General features: G+C 63.9%; 15 protein-coding genes. 7 read left to right on the forward strand and 8 right to left on the reverse strand.

All coding sequences use genetic code 11. The features are described from left to right. Nucleotides 1-47 precede the first annotated feature (47 nt). From KO516_RS16000 to recG, 4 genes are all read left to right on the forward strand, one after another. Nucleotides 48-353, forward strand: coding sequence for a DUF1153 domain-containing protein (locus tag KO516_RS16000; RefSeq protein WP_216004782.1), 306 nt, complete (start codon nt 48-50; stop codon nt 351-353). A 110-nt stretch (nt 354-463) separates the two neighbouring features. Beyond that, nucleotides 464-1,180, forward strand: coding sequence for a response regulator transcription factor CtrA (gene ctrA, locus KO516_RS16005; RefSeq protein WP_216004783.1), 717 nt, complete (start codon nt 464-466; stop codon nt 1,178-1,180). A gap of 66 nt (nt 1,181-1,246) precedes the next feature. Further along, nucleotides 1,247-3,508 carry an NAD-dependent DNA ligase LigA gene (gene ligA / locus KO516_RS16010; RefSeq protein WP_216004784.1) on the forward strand — a complete coding sequence of 754 codons (2,262 nt, stop codon included), beginning with the start codon at nt 1,247-1,249 and terminating at the stop codon, nt 3,506-3,508. Next, on the forward strand, nt 3,505-5,595 hold the full coding sequence (recG, locus tag KO516_RS16015; protein ID WP_216004785.1) for an ATP-dependent DNA helicase RecG: 2,091 nt from the start codon (nt 3,505-3,507) through the stop codon (nt 5,593-5,595). The genes ligA and recG overlap by 4 nt, the downstream gene beginning before the upstream one ends. Nucleotides 5,596-6,158: 563 nt before the next feature. On the opposite strand, the gene KO516_RS16020 is transcribed toward recG, so the two are convergent. Further along, entirely contained in the window at nt 6,159-6,611 is a 453-nt protein-coding gene (locus tag KO516_RS16020; protein ID WP_216004786.1) for an iron-sulfur cluster assembly scaffold protein, read from the reverse strand. A gap of 69 nt (nt 6,612-6,680) precedes the next feature. Here KO516_RS16020 and hisI point away from each other — a divergent pair, with 69 nt between their 5' ends. After that, on the forward strand, nt 6,681-7,040 hold the full coding sequence (hisI, locus tag KO516_RS16025) for a phosphoribosyl-AMP cyclohydrolase (RefSeq protein WP_216004787.1): 360 nt from the start codon (nt 6,681-6,683) through the stop codon (nt 7,038-7,040). Here the strand turns inward: hisI and gluQRS are convergent. From gluQRS to trmFO, 3 genes are read right to left on the reverse strand one after another with little or no spacing between them, the layout of a single operon-like run. Further along, nucleotides 7,021-7,887, reverse strand: coding sequence for a tRNA glutamyl-Q(34) synthetase GluQRS (gluQRS, locus tag KO516_RS16030; protein ID WP_216004788.1), 867 nt, complete (start codon nt 7,885-7,887; stop codon nt 7,021-7,023). The genes hisI and gluQRS overlap by 20 nt on opposite strands. Before the next feature lies 1 nt (nt 7,888). Then, nucleotides 7,889-8,110, reverse strand: a complete 222-nt coding sequence (locus KO516_RS16035) for a hypothetical protein (RefSeq protein WP_216004789.1) — start codon at nt 8,108-8,110, stop codon at nt 7,889-7,891. Next, nucleotides 8,107-9,459, reverse strand: a complete 1,353-nt coding sequence (gene trmFO, locus KO516_RS16040) for a methylenetetrahydrofolate--tRNA-(uracil(54)-C(5))-methyltransferase (FADH(2)-oxidizing) TrmFO (RefSeq protein WP_216004790.1) — start codon at nt 9,457-9,459, stop codon at nt 8,107-8,109. The genes KO516_RS16035 and trmFO overlap by 4 nt, the downstream gene beginning before the upstream one ends. A gap of 269 nt (nt 9,460-9,728) precedes the next feature. Here trmFO and trpB point away from each other — a divergent pair, with 269 nt between their 5' ends. Continuing rightward, nucleotides 9,729-10,955, forward strand: coding sequence for a tryptophan synthase subunit beta (gene trpB, locus KO516_RS16045; protein ID WP_216004791.1), 1,227 nt, complete (start codon nt 9,729-9,731; stop codon nt 10,953-10,955). Between the two features lie 39 nt (nt 10,956-10,994). Here trpB and hpt read toward each other — a convergent pair whose 3' ends face one another. Continuing rightward, nucleotides 10,995-11,537: a hypoxanthine phosphoribosyltransferase gene (hpt, locus tag KO516_RS16050; protein ID WP_216004792.1), complete on the reverse strand. Its 543-nt coding sequence runs from the start codon at nt 11,535-11,537 to the stop codon at nt 10,995-10,997. Nucleotides 11,538-11,627: 90 nt separating this feature from the next. On the opposite strand from hpt, the gene KO516_RS16055 reads away from it, so the two are divergent. Then, complete coding sequence (locus KO516_RS16055; protein ID WP_216004793.1) at nt 11,628-12,074, forward strand: type II toxin-antitoxin system RatA family toxin; 447 nt, start codon at nt 11,628-11,630, stop codon at nt 12,072-12,074. 30 nt (nt 12,075-12,104) lie between these two features. On the opposite strand, the gene KO516_RS16060 is transcribed toward KO516_RS16055, so the two are convergent. Genes KO516_RS16060 through KO516_RS16070 form a run of 3 tightly spaced genes read right to left on the reverse strand, consistent with a single transcriptional unit; the run spans nt 12,105 to nt 14,199 of the window. After that, on the reverse strand, nt 12,105-12,581 hold the full coding sequence (locus KO516_RS16060) for a CinA family protein (protein WP_216004794.1): 477 nt from the start codon (nt 12,579-12,581) through the stop codon (nt 12,105-12,107). Then, a complete protein-coding gene (locus KO516_RS16065) occupies nt 12,578-13,063 on the reverse strand; it encodes a phosphatidylglycerophosphatase A (protein WP_216004795.1) in 486 nt (161 codons plus the stop codon). The genes KO516_RS16060 and KO516_RS16065 overlap by 4 nt, the downstream gene beginning before the upstream one ends. Continuing rightward, nucleotides 13,060-14,199: a bifunctional 2-C-methyl-D-erythritol 4-phosphate cytidylyltransferase/2-C-methyl-D-erythritol 2,4-cyclodiphosphate synthase gene (locus KO516_RS16070; protein WP_216004796.1), complete on the reverse strand. Its 1,140-nt coding sequence runs from the start codon at nt 14,197-14,199 to the stop codon at nt 13,060-13,062. The genes KO516_RS16065 and KO516_RS16070 overlap by 4 nt, the downstream gene beginning before the upstream one ends. Nucleotides 14,200-14,359: the final 160 nt, after the last annotated feature.

Genomic DNA, 14,359 nt, shown 5'->3' on the forward strand with positions numbered 1-14,359 from the left:
TGTCGGGTCAAATGGGTCAGAGCCGGAAAGACTGGGGCATAAGTTCAATGTATCTAAAGAAAATCGACGGACCTCGCGCGGTCCACCTTCCCGATGGCAGCGTGATGACGCGGGCCGATCTTCCACCGGTCGAAACGCGCCGCTGGGTGGCATCGCGCAAGGCGGCCGTGGTCAAGGCGGTGCGCTTCGGCCTGCTCTCCGAAAGTCAGGCGATGGAGCGCTATACTCTATCGGAAGAAGAGCTGGCAGAATGGATGGAAGCCGTCGCGCACCATGGCGAAGAGGCCCTGAAAGCGACGCTCGTCCAGAAGTTTCGCAGCCCCGGCGTCGATGGCGCTGAAGATAACGCCTGAATATGTGCAACCATCAGTTGTAATTTGCAATCGTTCACGTACAGTAAAGTTCCATTAACCTTCTTCCGACAGTGTCGGGTCAAAGGGACAGAACAAGCGGAGAACGGATTATGCGCATCCTTCTGGTGGAAGACGACCCGACCACGTCGAAGAGCATCGAACTTATGCTAACCCATGCCAACCTGAACGTCTATTCGACCGATCTGGGCGAAGAAGGCATCGATCTGGCAAAACTGTACGATTACGACCTGATCCTGCTCGATCTCAATCTGCCAGACATCAATGGTCACGAGGTCTTGCGGCAATTGCGCCAGTCGCGGATCAACACGCCGATCCTGATCCTGTCGGGGGCCGATGACACCGAAAACAAGATCAAGGGATTTGGCTTTGGGGCCGACGATTACCTGACCAAACCCTTCCACCGCGACGAGCTGGTGGCGCGCATCCATGCGATCATTCGCCGCTCGAAAGGGCATTCCCAATCGGTGATCCGGACAGCCAAGATTTCCGTCAACCTTGACGCGAAGACGGTCGAGGTGGCGGGCAAGCCGGTCCATCTGACCGGCAAGGAATACCAGATGCTCGAGCTGCTTTCGCTGCGCAAGGGCACGACACTGACGAAAGAGATGTTCCTGAACCATCTTTACGGCGGCATGGACGAGCCTGAACTCAAGATTATCGATGTGTTCATCTGCAAGTTGCGCAAAAAGCTCTCCGAGGCGACCGGCGACGAGAATTACATCGAAACGGTGTGGGGGCGTGGCTATGTGCTGCGCGATCCCGAGCCGCGCGCTGGCGACCCCCCGGCGATCGCCGCCGCCGGCTGATCGGCTGGACGAGACCGGACTTGCGCCCTATCACTTGCCCGAACGTCGTAAGCAGGGGGCGCAACCATGGCCACGGATGCAATGCAGGACATCGCGGTCGATATGTTGACCGAGGCACAGGCGCGGGATGAACTCTCGCGCCTTGCCTCTGTTTTAACGGCGGCGAACCAAGCCTATCACACCGAAGATTCCCCCGATCTGAGCGATGCCGATTACGACGCGTTGAAGCGCCGCAACCTTGCGATCGAAGAGCGTTACCCACAGCTCAAGCGCGCCGACAGCCCAAGCGAACAGGTTGGCGCGCCGCTGGCCGAAGGGTTCACGAAACTCGCGCATTCGGTGCGGATGATGTCGCTGGCGAATGCCTTCGACGCACCCGAGATCGAAGATTTCGACCGTTCGATTCGGCGCTATCTCGGCTTGGCAGACGATGCGCCGCTGGCCTTCACCGCCGAGCCGAAGATTGATGGTCTGTCGCTGTCGCTGCGCTATGAAAAGGGCATTCTGATTCAGGCTGCAACGCGGGGCGACGGTGCGGTTGGCGAGAACGTTACGGTCAATGCCCGCACGATCGACGATATTCCTCAGACCCTGTCGGGTGCACCGGACGTGCTCGAAGTGCGCGGCGAGGTCTACATGAGCCACGCGGATTTTTCGGCGCTCAATGCGCGTCAGGAGGCGCGCGGCGGCAAACGCTTTGCGAATCCCCGCAATGCCGCCGCCGGCTCTCTGCGCCAGCTCGATGCCGAAATCACTCGCTCCCGCCCGCTGAAATTCTTCGCCTATGCTTGGGGAGAGCTATCGGAGCCGCTCGCGCCGACGCAGATGGGCGCCATCGAACGGCTGTCGGCGCTCGGCTTCAGCATCAACCCGCTCACGAAGCGGTGCGACGGGCCGACCGAAATGCTGGCCCATTACAGCGCCATCGAAGAGCAGCGCGCCACGCTTGGGTATGACATCGACGGCGTAGTTTACAAGATCGACGATCTGGCGCTTCAGGCGCGGCTTGGCTTCCGCTCGACCACGCCACGCTGGGCCATCGCGCACAAGTTCCCAGCCGAACTGGCATGGACCCGGCTCGAATCCATCGACATTCAGGTCGGACGGACCGGGGCGCTGTCTCCTGTGGCGCGGCTGACGCCGGTGACGGTGGGCGGGGTCGTGGTCTCGAACGCCACGCTTCACAACGAGGATTACATTGCCGGGCGCGACGCCACGGGCGCGCCGATCCGCGATGGCAAGGATATCCGTATCGGCGACTGGGTGCAGGTCTACCGCGCTGGCGACGTCATTCCCAAGCTCGCGGATGTGGATCTGGACAAGCGCCCGCCCGGGTCCGAGCGCTTTGTGTTTCCCGAAACCTGCCCTGAATGCGGCTCCGACGCGATCCGCGAGGACGGGGACGCGGTGCGCCGATGCACCGGCGGTCTGGTCTGCCCGGCGCAAGCGGTCGAGAAGCTCAAGCATTTTGTCTCGCGCGCCGCCTTCGACATCGAGGGGCTTGGCGCCAAGCAGGTTGAACAGCTCTATCGCGACGAGTGGATCGCCGAGCCGGCGGATATATTCTCGCTGAAAGAGCGGTTCGGCAGCGGCATGCAGCAACTTCGAAACCGCGAAGGCTGGGGCGAAAAAAGCGCGAACAATCTCTTCGATGCCATTGATGAAAAGCGTAAAATCCCTCTTGGAAGGCTGTTGTTCTCGCTCGGTCTGCGCCATGTTGGCGAGGTTGTCTCGAACGATCTGGCCCGCCATTACCTGTCATGGTCGGCGCTGATCAACGCGCTGGACGCCGCGCGAGCCGCCGCCGTGCGCTACCGCGAGGCCGAGCAGGCAGTCACGCGGGAACGTCAGGCCGCAGCGGCTGAAGGGCGCCGCGCAAAGCTCAAGGAAACCCGCGATGGCTGCTGGGCGGCGGACCCGGCGATCCCGGCAGAGGCCCGCGCGGCATGGGATGAATTGATCGGCATCGACGGTATCGGCGAGACGGTCGCTGTGTCGCTTGTCACTTCGTTCGGCCAGCCGACCGAGCGCGCCTCGATCGACCGGCTGGCCGCATGCCTCGACATCCAGGATGCCGAGCGCCCGGCGAGCGACGGCAGCCCGGTGGCAGGCAAGACCGTGGTCTTCACCGGCACGCTCGAACGCATGACCCGCGCCGAGGCCAAAGCCCGCGCAGAGGCGCTTGGCGCCAAGGTTTCGGGCTCGGTGAGCAAGAAGACCGACATCGTCATCGCCGGGCCGGGCGCCGGTTCCAAGGGAGAAAAGGCCCGCGAACTTGGGGTCGAGATCATGGATGAAGACGCCTGGCTGGCGCTGATCGGCGCATGAGCCAGCGGCCCGAACCGCTTTGGCCGCTTTTCGCCGAGCTGAAAACGCTTGACGGAGTCGGCCCAAAGACCGCCAAGGCGCTGGAAAGCGGCGGCATCGAGGCGCCGCGCGATCTGCTGTTCACGCTGCCGCACGGGGTCATTGATCGACGGCCGAAACCGTCGGTTCAGGATGCGGAACTGCCCGGCGTCGTGACGGTCGAGATCACGGTCGGTCGCCACACGCCATCGGCGCGCAAGGGCGGGCCGTACCGGATTCATGTCGAAGATTCGCGGGATCACTTTCAGCTGGTTTTCTTCCATGGTCGCGGCGATTATTTGCAACGCATTCTGCCGGAAGGCGCGCGCCGCATCGTGTCAGGCCGGGTCGAACGCTTCGACGGCATGGCGCAGATGGTCCACCCTGAACATGTGCTGCCGGTCGACGAGGCGGCGTCGCTCCCTGCGTTCGAGCCGGTCTATCCGCTGCTTGGCGGCGTGACACAAAAACTGATGGCCAAGGCGCTTGCCGATGTGCTGGCGCGCACGCCCGAGCTTGCCGAATGGATCGACCCGGGCCTCAAAGCCCGTGAGGGCTGGCCGGATTGGCGCGCCGCGCTGCTCGAGGCTCACGCACCGACCGGCGGGGCGGATCTTGTCCAGACCGTCCCGGCGCGGGCACGTCTGGCCTATGATGAACTGCTGGCGCATCAGCTGACCTTGGCCTTGGCGCGCTCGCGGCGGCGCGCGGCCAAGGGTTTGGTCAGCGTTGGCAATGGGGCGCTGCGGCGCAAGGTGCTGGCGTCCCTGCCATTTCGCCCGACCGGCGCGCAGATACGGGCGATGGACGAGATTGCCGAAGACATGGCAAGCCCGGAGAGGATGAACCGGCTTTTGCAGGGCGACGTCGGCGCGGGCAAAACGCTGGTGGCGCTGATGGCGTTGCTGATTGCGGTCGAGGCGGGCGGGCAGGGCGTGATGATGGCGCCCACCGAAATCCTTGCGCGGCAACATCTTGAAGGGCTGCGCCCACTGGCTGAGCAAGCCGGGGTGGTGCTTGAACTGCTGACGGGGCGCGACAAGGGGGCCGAGCGGCGCGCCAAGCTCGAAGCCCTCGCGCGTGGGGACATCGGCATTCTCGTGGGCACGCATGCGGTATTTCAGGCCGATGTTCAGTTTTGCGATCTGCGGTTGGCAATCGTGGATGAGCAGCATCGGTTCGGGGTCCGGCAACGTCTCGAATTGGGGCGAAAGGGCGCTGCGGCCGACGTTCTGGTGATGACGGCAACGCCGATTCCGCGCAGCCTTGCCTTGGCGCAATATGGCGACATGGATGTGTCGCTGCTGGACGAAAAACCGCCCGGGCGCAAACCGATCCGCACGGCGCTGGTGTCGAGCGAGCGGATGGAAGAAGTGGTCGACCACCTGCGCAAGGCGGTTGCCGAAGGGCGACAGGCCTATTGGGTCTGCCCGCTTGTCGAGGAAAGCGAGGTCACCGACCTGACCGCCGCCGAAGAACGTTTCCGGCATTTGCGCGCCGCGCTCGGCGAGGGTGTGGTAGGGCTTGTCCACGGCCAGATGCCGCCCGCCGAAAAGGACGCGGCGATGGCCCGCTTCGTTTCCGGCGAAACGCAGGTGCTTGTGGCGACCACGGTGATCGAGGTCGGAGTCAATGTGCCCAACGCATCCATCATGGTCATTGAGCGGGCGGAATGGTTCGGCCTTGCCCAATTGCACCAGTTGCGTGGGCGGGTTGGGCGCGGCGAGGCGCAAAGCACCTGCCTGTTGATCTACCAGCCGCCGTTGAATGCGTCGGGGACCCGGCGGCTGACGACGCTGCGCGAGACCGAAGACGGGTTTCGCATTTCGGAGGTCGACCTAGAGATGCGAGGGGCTGGCGATCTGATCGGCACGGCACAGTCGGGCCTGCCAAAGTTTCGCATCGCCGACCTAGAACACCAGGCCGGCCTGATGGCGATGGCCCAAAGCGACGTGCGAAAGCTGTTGCACGACGATCCGGGTCTGGAAAGCACCCGCGGCCGGGCGGCGCGGATGCTTTTGTGGCTCATGCGGCAGGATGAGGCGATCAGGCTGATCTCGGTCGGCTGAGGGAATGTCTGGGAAACGATCCGCCCGGAATCTGTGCCATTTTTGGGGATACAATCACTTATGCTGCCTTTGTTCGCTTATGTTCTCATAAAGTTCTTTACAGAACGTAAAGGAAATGAGAACAAATAGGCAACAAACGACAGACGAGGGAGTTTACAGAATGATCAAGACCCTTTTCCGCGCGATGAGCCGCCCTGAATGCAACGTGCTTCAGGATATGATCGGCGCTCTGTGCCTTGTTGTCATCCTACTTGGGGCGCTGCATCTGCCCAGCCTCTGACGTTTCGATCCGCTTTCTGCCTGCGGTCTTTCTCCCGTTAGGTCGCGCATTCCGTCCCGGATGCGCTGCGCCTGTCCCTGCAAGGCCTTGGATCTGCCCGATCCATCATAGGTCTGTCCTGCGGGAGCAAAGATACGCCACTGACCGCCGCCTTCGCTGTCCCGAAGTGCGGCGGTTTTTTTATGCAGGGCGAAAGGCGTGCTACAAGCTGCCACGATCCCGGCCATTTATGCTGGTCAATCAGTTCCGATCAGGTGATCGCCGTCACATCTCTTGCATGGAGCTAACCGGCACGGGCTTCTTCGGCCGCGTGCACCGCCTCGCTTGCAGCGTCGAGCGCCAGCAGGATCGACGCATGCCGATTTTTGTAGGTCTGCGCCGGGCGCAGCACCTCGAGCCCGTCGAAGGGCGCGGGCGGTGTCGGGCCGTCGTCCTTGAGCATGGCGCGCAGCCCGTCGCGCGCGGCGTCGATCTGCGCCGGGGTGCAGCCGATGATCGCCGCGCCAACCACCGAGGCCGAGGCCTGCCCAAGCGCGCAGGCCTTCACGTCCTGCGCATAATCGGAAACCTTGCCCTCATGCATCGACAGATCGACCGTCACCGTCGAGCCGCAGAGCGGCGAGCGCTTCTTGACGCTTGCATCGGGCGCCTCCAGCCGCCCGGTCCGCGGAATATCGGCAGCAAGGGCAAGGATGCGCTGGGAATACAGCTTGATGAGGTCGGTCTCGGTGGACATGGCTTTCCCTTCTGGATCGTCTTTCCTAAATAGGGTTTGACGCCGCCGCTGCAAAAGGAAAATTCCGTCATGAGCTTCGATCCCAAGACTTTGGTCTATGACAGCCGCGGGTTGATCCCCTGCATCGCGCAGGATGAGACCAGCGGCGAGGTGCTGATGATGGCGTGGATGAACGCCGAGTCGGTGGCAAAAACTCTGGCCAGCGGGCGGGTGACCTATTGGTCGCGCTCGCGCGCCGCCTTCTGGATCAAGGGCGAAAGTTCGGGCCATGTGCAGGAGCTGGTCGAGCTGCGGCTGGATTGCGATCGCGACTGTCTGCTGGCGCTGGTGCGGCAGACCGGCCCAGCCTGTCACACCAACCGGCGTTCGTGCTTTTACACGGCGATCCGCGAAGGCGATGAGACGGAAATCATGGCACCGATGGCGTAAGGCCGACCATGGCGCGGATGTCGGCGGGGCTGCGGCCCTCGGCGCGGAACAGCGCGATGGCGCGGGCGTCGTCGCGTTTCGCCAGCCGTTTGCCAGAGTCGTCGCGGATCAGCGCGTGATGGTGATAGACCGGCGTTGGCAGCCCGAGCAGGCGTTGCAGCAGCGCATGGATGCGGGTGGCATCGAACAGGTCTTCGCCGCGCACCACATGGGTGATCTGCTGGGCGGCATCATCCACCACCACCGCAAGGTGATAGGCCGCGCCCATGCCCTGACGGGACAGCACAACGTCGCCAATGCCCTCGATCATACGCGCGCGCGGCGTTGCGATGAGGCCGGTCTCGGCCAAAGGCCCGGCGCCGGTTTCGGTAAATGGCGCCGGGCCGATGGCGCAGGCGCGGCGCATGTTCAGCCGAAGCGTCGCATCGCGCGGGCGCGGGCCGGTGGGCGGATGTGCGGGGCGGCAGGTGCCGGGATAGACCAGCCCGTCGGGGCCTGTGAGCGGCGCGCTTTCCTGCGGCGCCGACAGGGCGTCGCGAATGTCGCGGCGGGTGCAGCCGCAGGGGTAGAGCAGCCCTTGCTGCCATAGCAGATCGAGCGCGGCGTGGTATTCGGCGCTATGCTCGGATTCGCGGCGGCAGGGCTCGGGCCAGTCGAGCCCGAGCCAGCGCAGATCGTCCTTGAGCTGCGTCTCCCATGCAGGGCGGGCACGGGATTGGTCCAGATCGTCGATGCGCAGCAGGAATGCCCCGCCAGCGGCACGCGCCATATCCTGCGCCGTCAGCGCCGAGAACGCATGCCCAAGGTGCAGCGGCCCCGTCGGAGAGGGCGCGAACCGGGTGATCATCTTAGTCTTCGTCGCGCCAGGCCCGTTCCAGACGGCGGGTACGGCGTTCCTCGCCGGATTGGTAGATCAGCACCCAAGCCAGCAGGATGAACATCGGATGCGTCAGCCCGCCGGAAAAGATGATCGCAGGAATCCAGATGATGAAGACGATGATCGACAGAAAGATTCGCCCGATCAGGAAGATCGACAGCGGCGGCAGAAACAGCGCGAGGACGTAATTCATGCGGGAACCTCCTGTGCGGCGAGCCATGTCTCCCAGTCGGCCTTGGCCCGGTCGGTGTATGCCTTGTAGCGGTCCTTGCGGCCACGGCGCCCACCCTTGATGCCCTCGAGCGGGCGGAACAGGCCGAAGTTGACGTTCATCGGCTGAAAGCTCTTGGCCTCGGCGCCGCCAGTGATGTGATGGATCAGCGCGCCATGGGCGGTGTCCTGCGGGATCACGGGCAGGGGGCGGCCCAAGATTTCGGCCACCGCCATGCGGCCCGCGGCAAGGCCCATGGCGGCGGATTCAACATAGCCTTCGACCCCGGTGATCTGCCCGGCAAAGCGCAGATGCGGCTTGGAGCGCAGGCGCATCTGGTTGTCGAGCAGCGTTGGCGAGTTGAGGAAGGTGTTGCGGTGAATGCCGCCCAGCCGTGCGAACCGGGCGTTTTGCAGGCCGGGGATCATCCGCAGAACCTCGGTTTGCGCGCCGTATTTCATCTTGGTCTGGAAGCCGACGATGTTGAACAGCGTTCCGAGCGCATTGTCGCGGCGCAGCTGCACCACGGCATAGGGCTTGTCGTCGGGCTTGTGCGCGTTGGTCAGGCCGATGGGTTTCATCGGGCCGTGGCGCAGGGTTTCGCGGCCACGCTCGGCCATAACCTCGATCGGCAGGCAGCCATCGAAATAGCCGGCGGTCTCGCCTTCGTGGAACTCGGCCTTTTCGGCGGCGAGAAGCGCGTCGATGAAGGCCTCGTATTCGGGCTTGGTCATCGGGCAATTGACGTAGGCGCGCTGTTCTTCTTCGGTCTCGCCCTTGTCATAGCGCGATTGCAGCCATGCTGTGTCCATGTCGATGCTGTCAGCATGGACGATGGGCGCGATGGCATCGAAAAAGGCCAGCGCATCGGTGCCGGTCTCGGCGGCGATGGCTTGGCCCAGCGCGTCCGAGGTCAGCGGGCCGGTGGCGATGATCCAGTGGCCGCTGTCGGGCAGGGCGGTGATTTCCGCATCGCTGCGGCTGATATTGGGGTGGGCCATCAGCGCATCGGTCACCGCCTGGCTGAACGCCTCGCGATCGACCGCCAGCGCGCCGCCAGCGGGCAGGCGGTGCTGCGCGGCCATTGCCATGACGATGCCGCCCGCGCGGCGCATTTCCCAATGCAGCAGCCCGACGGCGTTTTGTTCGTCGTCATCCGAGCGGAAGGAATTGGAGCACACCATCTCGGCGAGCTTGCCGGTGCGGTGGGCGAAGGTTTCAACGCTAGGGCGCATCTCGTGGATGACCACCTTGAGGCCAGCCTGCGCGGCCTGCCAGGCTGCTTCGGATCCGGCCATGCCGCCGCCGACGATATGGAGTGTCTGTGTCATGACTGGGCAAATAGGCGATCGCGGATGCAAAGTTAAGAGGGGATGCGTGCGATGGGCAGCGAGCAGGCGCCCGGAGGGGGCGCGCGGCGCTGTTGGGACCTTTGGGGCAGCGTGGCCACGGTTCGGAACGGCAGACGGGGGCGCTGCCCCCGCCCTTCGGGCTCCCCCGGGATATTTCGGGCCAGAAGAAACCGGGCGCGGGTGCGGGGGCTGGTCAATGCCGGGCGATCTGACTAGTTATGCTGAACTGCGAGACGGAGAGGCGCACGATGGACGATCTATTCAATTCCTTCATGAATGGCCCCGACGAGAAGGGCCGGTTCGGCATCCACGGCGGGCGGTTTGTGTCCGAGACGCTGATGCCCCTGATCCTGTCGCTCGAGGCGGAATACGAGCGCGCCAAGACCGATGACAGCTTCTGGGCCGAGATGAGCGATCTGTGGACCCATTACGTCGGGCGCCCCTCGCCGCTGTATTTCGCCCAGCGGATGACGGATGAGCTCGGTGGGGCGAAGATCTATCTCAAGCGCGACGAGCTGAACCACACCGGTGCGCACAAGATCAACAACGTGCTGGGGCAGATCATTCTGGCCCGCCGCATGGGCAAGACCCGGATCATCGCCGAGACCGGCGCCGGGCAGCATGGCGTGGCGACCGCCACCGTCTGTGCCAAGTTCGGGTTGAAATGCGTGGTCTACATGGGCGCGCATGACGTCGAGCGGCAAAAGCCCAACGTGTTCCGTATGAGGCTGCTGGGCGCCGAGGTGGTGCCGGTGACCTCGGGGCGCGGCACGCTGAAGGATGCGATGAACGATGCGCTGCGCGACTGGGTGACCAATGTGCGCGACACGTTCTATTGCATCGGCACGGTGGCCGGGCCGCATCCCTATCCGGCGATGGTGCGCGATTTCCAGTCGATCATCGGCAAGGAAGTGCGCTGGCAGCTTCCCGAGCAGGAAGGCGAGGGTCGTTTGCCTGACACGGTGATCGCGGCCATCGGCGGCGGGTCGAACGCCATGGGGTTGTTCTACCCGTTCCTTGACGATGCCTCTGTCAACATCATCGGCGTCGAGGCGGGCGGCAAGGGCGTTGACGAGAAGATGCAGCATTGTGCCTCGCTGACCGGCGGGCGCCCCGGTGTGCTGCATGGCAACCGCACCTATCTGCTTCAGGATGACGACGGGCAGATCCTGGAAGGGTTCTCGATTTCGGCGGGGCTGGATTATCCCGGGATCGGGCCGGAACACGCCTGGCTGCACGATATCGGGCGGGCGAAATATGTCTCGATCACCGATTCCGAGGCGCTGGAGGCGTTCCAGTTCTCGTGCCGAACCGAAGGCATCATTCCTGCGCTGGAGCCGAGTCACGCGCTGGCGCATGTGATGAAGATCGCGCCGACGCTGCCCAAGGACCACATCATCGTGATGAACATGTGCGGACGCGGCGACAAGGACATCTTTGCCGTTGCCGAACATCTTGGCCAGAAGCTGGGCTGAGGATGCGGGCGCGGGGCACAAGACCCCGCGCCGGACCATTCAGTCTTCGGGGAAACGGACCTTGCCGATGAACGGCAGGTTGCGGTTTCGCTGCGCGAAGTCGATGCCGTAACCCACGACGAATTCATCGGGAATTTCGAAACCGATCCAGTCGGCGCGCAGGTCGACCTCGCGCCGCACAGGCTTGTCCAGCAGGGCGATGGTGCGCAGCTTGCGCGGCTCTCGCGAGCGCAGCAGCCGCAGCACATGACTGAGCGTGAAGCCGGTATCGACGATATCCTCAACCACTAGCACATCACGCCCTTCGATGGGCGAGCGCAGATCCTTGAGGATGCGCACCTCGCGGCTTGATTGCATGGCATCGCCGTAAGAGGAGGCTTCGAGGAAATCCACCTCGATGGGCAGGTCGATCTCGCGCACCAGATCGGCAATGAAGACAAAACTGCCGCGCAGCAGGCCCACCACCACCAGTTTGTCAGTGTCAGCGAATTCGCGCCCAATCTCGCGCGCCAGTGTTTCGATTCGGGCCGCGATGGCCTTGGCCGAGATCATCTCGTCGACGACATAGGGCCGTTGTGTCATGTATTCCCCGCAATCCGCTTGCAAATTCGCGCGCAGCATAAGAAACAGCCCGGGATTGTCACGCCGGAAACGGGGCCTAGAACCAGCGATATGCCAACGCATTCCGAAACCAGGCACCTGCCTTACACCGCCCAGCAGATGTACGAGCTTGTGGCCGACGTTGAATCCTATCCGCAGTTCCTGCCCTGGACCGCGGCGGCGCGCATCCGCTCGCGCACGCCAGATGGCGCGGCCGAGGTGATGCTGGCGGACCTTGTCATCAGCTTCAAAGTTTTCCGCGAACGCTTTGGCAGCCGCGTCACGCTGTATCCGGCCGAGCGGCGCATCGACACCGAATATCTCGACGGCCCGTTCAAGCACATGATTTCGAAATGGCGCTTTCAGGACAGCCCGCAGGGCGGCGTCGACGTGCATTTCTTTGTCGATTTCGAATTTCGCAACCGTCTTCTGCAAGGGGCGGCGGGGATGTTCTTCTTTGAAGCGATGCAGCGCATCGTCAAGGCGTTCGAGCGACGGGCCGATACGCTTTACGGCTAGGGCGCGATTTTCGCGCAGCCTTTCCGACCCTCAATCGGTCAGCGCGTCTGCCAGCAATTCCAGCGCATGATGGGTGGCGGCGGCGCGCACATTGGCGCGGCCTAGCGCCCCGAAGTCTACGGTCTGCGTGGCTATCTCGGCGGCGCTGGCCAGCGCGAAACAGACGCGCCCTTCGGGTTTCATCTCCGAACCTCCTGGACCGGCGATTCCCGAAATCGCGATGGCAAGATCGGCCTTGGCGGCGGCAAGCGCCCCGGCGGCCATCTCGCGCACCACCTGTTCGGACACGGCACCATGCGCTTCGAGCGTCTCGTGGCGCACCCCGAGCATGTCCTGCTTGGCAGCGTTGGAATAGGTGACCATGCCGCGATGGAAGATATCCGAAGATCCGGCGATGTCGGTCAACGCGGCGGCAACCATGCCGCCGGTGCAGCTTTCGGCGGTGGTCACCGTCAGGCCGCGCTCGCGGGCGCGGAGCAGGATGTCTTTGGCGAGAACTTCGGTCACATCAGCACTCCGTGGGCGATACCGGCCAGAACGATGGTCACCACAGCAGCGAACACCCCGGCGATCACGTCGTCAAGCATTACTCCCAGCGCGTCGCCGCGCCGGTCTGCCATGCCCACCAGCCACGGCTTGCGGATATCGAACAGCCGGAACAGCGCAAACCCCGCGATCCAGCCGGGATAGAGTTGCCAGTACTCCACCCCCATCATCGCCGCGCCGTACGCCACCGGGAACAGCGCGATCCACTGGCCGACGACCTCGTCGATGACGATCCACGACGGGTCGTGATCGTCGCCAGTGGCGATGATGGCTTTGGTGGCGATCAGCCCTGCCACAAAGGCGATCAACGTCGCAGCGAACAGCAGCCAGAATCCGCCCGCCAGCAACAGAACATAGCCGACGGGCAGCGCGGCCAGAGATCCCCATGTGCCGGGCGCGGGCCGCAGGTAGCCCACACCGAAGAATGACGCGATGAGTTTCATGGTTTCACCAGTGTTGCGGTTGCTATAGCGGCGATGCCTTCTTCGCGCCCGGTAAAGCCCAGCCGCTCCGATGTGGTCGCCTTGATCGAGATCCGGTCGAAATCCATTCCGGTGATCCGCGCCATTTGCGCTGTCATATCAGCGGCATGAGGCCCGATCTTCGGGCGCTCGCAGATCAGCGTGAGGTCGATGTTGGAAATCGTAAAACCTTTGGCCCGCGCCAGTTCCACCGCATGGCGCAGGAAAATCTCGGAGGCCGCGCCCTTCCACTGCATGTCGGAGGGCGGGAAATGGCGACCGATGTCGCCCTCGGCCATGGCGCCGTACAGCGCATCGGTGACCGCGTGCATTCCAACATCGGCGTCGGAATGGCCTTGCAGCCCGCGCCCGTGCGGAAGCTTGATGCCGCACAGCACGACGTGATCGCCCGGTCCAAAGCGGTGAACGTCATAGCCATTGCCAAGACGGATATCCATCGGGGTGTCTCCATGGTCGAGAAAAGCGAGCGCGCGGGCGAAATCGCCGGGCGTGGTGATCTTGAGATTGCGCTCTTCGCCCGGAACGATGGCCACGTCCAGACCGGCGGCGCGGGCGACTTCGACATCGTCGGCGGCCGCGCCGCTATGGGCGGCATGGGCGGCGGCGATGGCGTCAAAGCGAAAGCCCTGCGGGGTCTGCGCCCGCCACAGGCCGCTGCGATCCTGCGTGCCGCTCACCCGCCCGTTAGCGCCCGTCCAGAGCGCGTCGGTGATCGCCAGCGCCGGGGCCGCGCCGTCGGCCTGTGCCAGTGCCGCGATCACCGCATCAATGACATGGCGCGACACGCAGGGGCGGGCCACATCATGGATCAAGACCGCATCCGGGGATTCGTCTCTCAAGGACTCAATCCCCGCGCGAACAGAGCCAGCCCGATCGGCCGCGCCAGTGACCAGCCGTACCGGCAGGCCGGCGCAACAGGCCTCGGCATTTGCGCGGTCTTCGGGGTGGATGACCAGCACCAGCAGTGGAAGATGAGAGAACGCTTGCAAGGTCCATGCCGCGACGGGCTTTTCCCCGAGCATCTGCCATTGTTTCGGCTCACGGCCGCCCGCTCGTGTCCCGCGCCCGGCGGCAACGATGATGACGGCTGTTTTCATAGGCTTCGGCGCTCCTTTGCGGCGTTTCTAGGGGTTGCGGTGGGGCGGCGCAATCCGCAGCCCTGTCCTGATTAAAGTTTAGGCATCGCCCGTCACGGCGGCGGCAAATGCCGTATCGATTGTTGAATGCCTTTGCCACACAGGTTACCTCACAAGCAAC

The organism is Citreicella sp. C3M06, assembly GCF_018860705.1.
Taxonomy (GTDB): domain Bacteria; phylum Pseudomonadota; class Alphaproteobacteria; order Rhodobacterales; family Rhodobacteraceae; genus Salipiger.

Bases quoted from the DNA above. Each gene is read 5' to 3' on its own strand.
- KO516_RS16000 (WP_216004782.1), top strand. From the start codon at position 48: ATGTATCTAAAGAAAATCGACGGACCTCGCGCGGTCCACCTTCCCGAT.
- ctrA (WP_216004783.1), top strand. From the start codon at position 464: ATGCGCATCCTTCTGGTGGAAGACGACCCGACCACGTCGAAGAGCATC.
- ligA (WP_216004784.1), top strand. From the start codon at position 1,247: ATGGCCACGGATGCAATGCAGGACATCGCGGTCGATATGTTGACCGAG.
- recG (WP_216004785.1), top strand. From the start codon at position 3,505: ATGAGCCAGCGGCCCGAACCGCTTTGGCCGCTTTTCGCCGAGCTGAAA.
- KO516_RS16020 (WP_216004786.1), bottom strand. From the start codon at position 6,611: ATGTCCACCGAGACCGACCTCATCAAGCTGTATTCCCAGCGCATCCTT.
- hisI (WP_216004787.1), top strand. From the start codon at position 6,681: ATGAGCTTCGATCCCAAGACTTTGGTCTATGACAGCCGCGGGTTGATC.
- gluQRS (WP_216004788.1), bottom strand. From the start codon at position 7,887: ATGATCACCCGGTTCGCGCCCTCTCCGACGGGGCCGCTGCACCTTGGG.
- KO516_RS16035 (WP_216004789.1), bottom strand. From the start codon at position 8,110: ATGAATTACGTCCTCGCGCTGTTTCTGCCGCCGCTGTCGATCTTCCTG.
- trmFO (WP_216004790.1), bottom strand. From the start codon at position 9,459: ATGACACAGACACTCCATATCGTCGGCGGCGGCATGGCCGGATCCGAA.
- trpB (WP_216004791.1), top strand. From the start codon at position 9,729: ATGGACGATCTATTCAATTCCTTCATGAATGGCCCCGACGAGAAGGGC.
- hpt (WP_216004792.1), bottom strand. From the start codon at position 11,537: ATGACACAACGGCCCTATGTCGTCGACGAGATGATCTCGGCCAAGGCC.
- KO516_RS16055 (WP_216004793.1), top strand. From the start codon at position 11,628: ATGCCAACGCATTCCGAAACCAGGCACCTGCCTTACACCGCCCAGCAG.
- KO516_RS16065 (WP_216004795.1), bottom strand. From the start codon at position 13,063: ATGAAACTCATCGCGTCATTCTTCGGTGTGGGCTACCTGCGGCCCGCG.
- KO516_RS16070 (WP_216004796.1), bottom strand. From the start codon at position 14,199: ATGAAAACAGCCGTCATCATCGTTGCCGCCGGGCGCGGGACACGAGCG.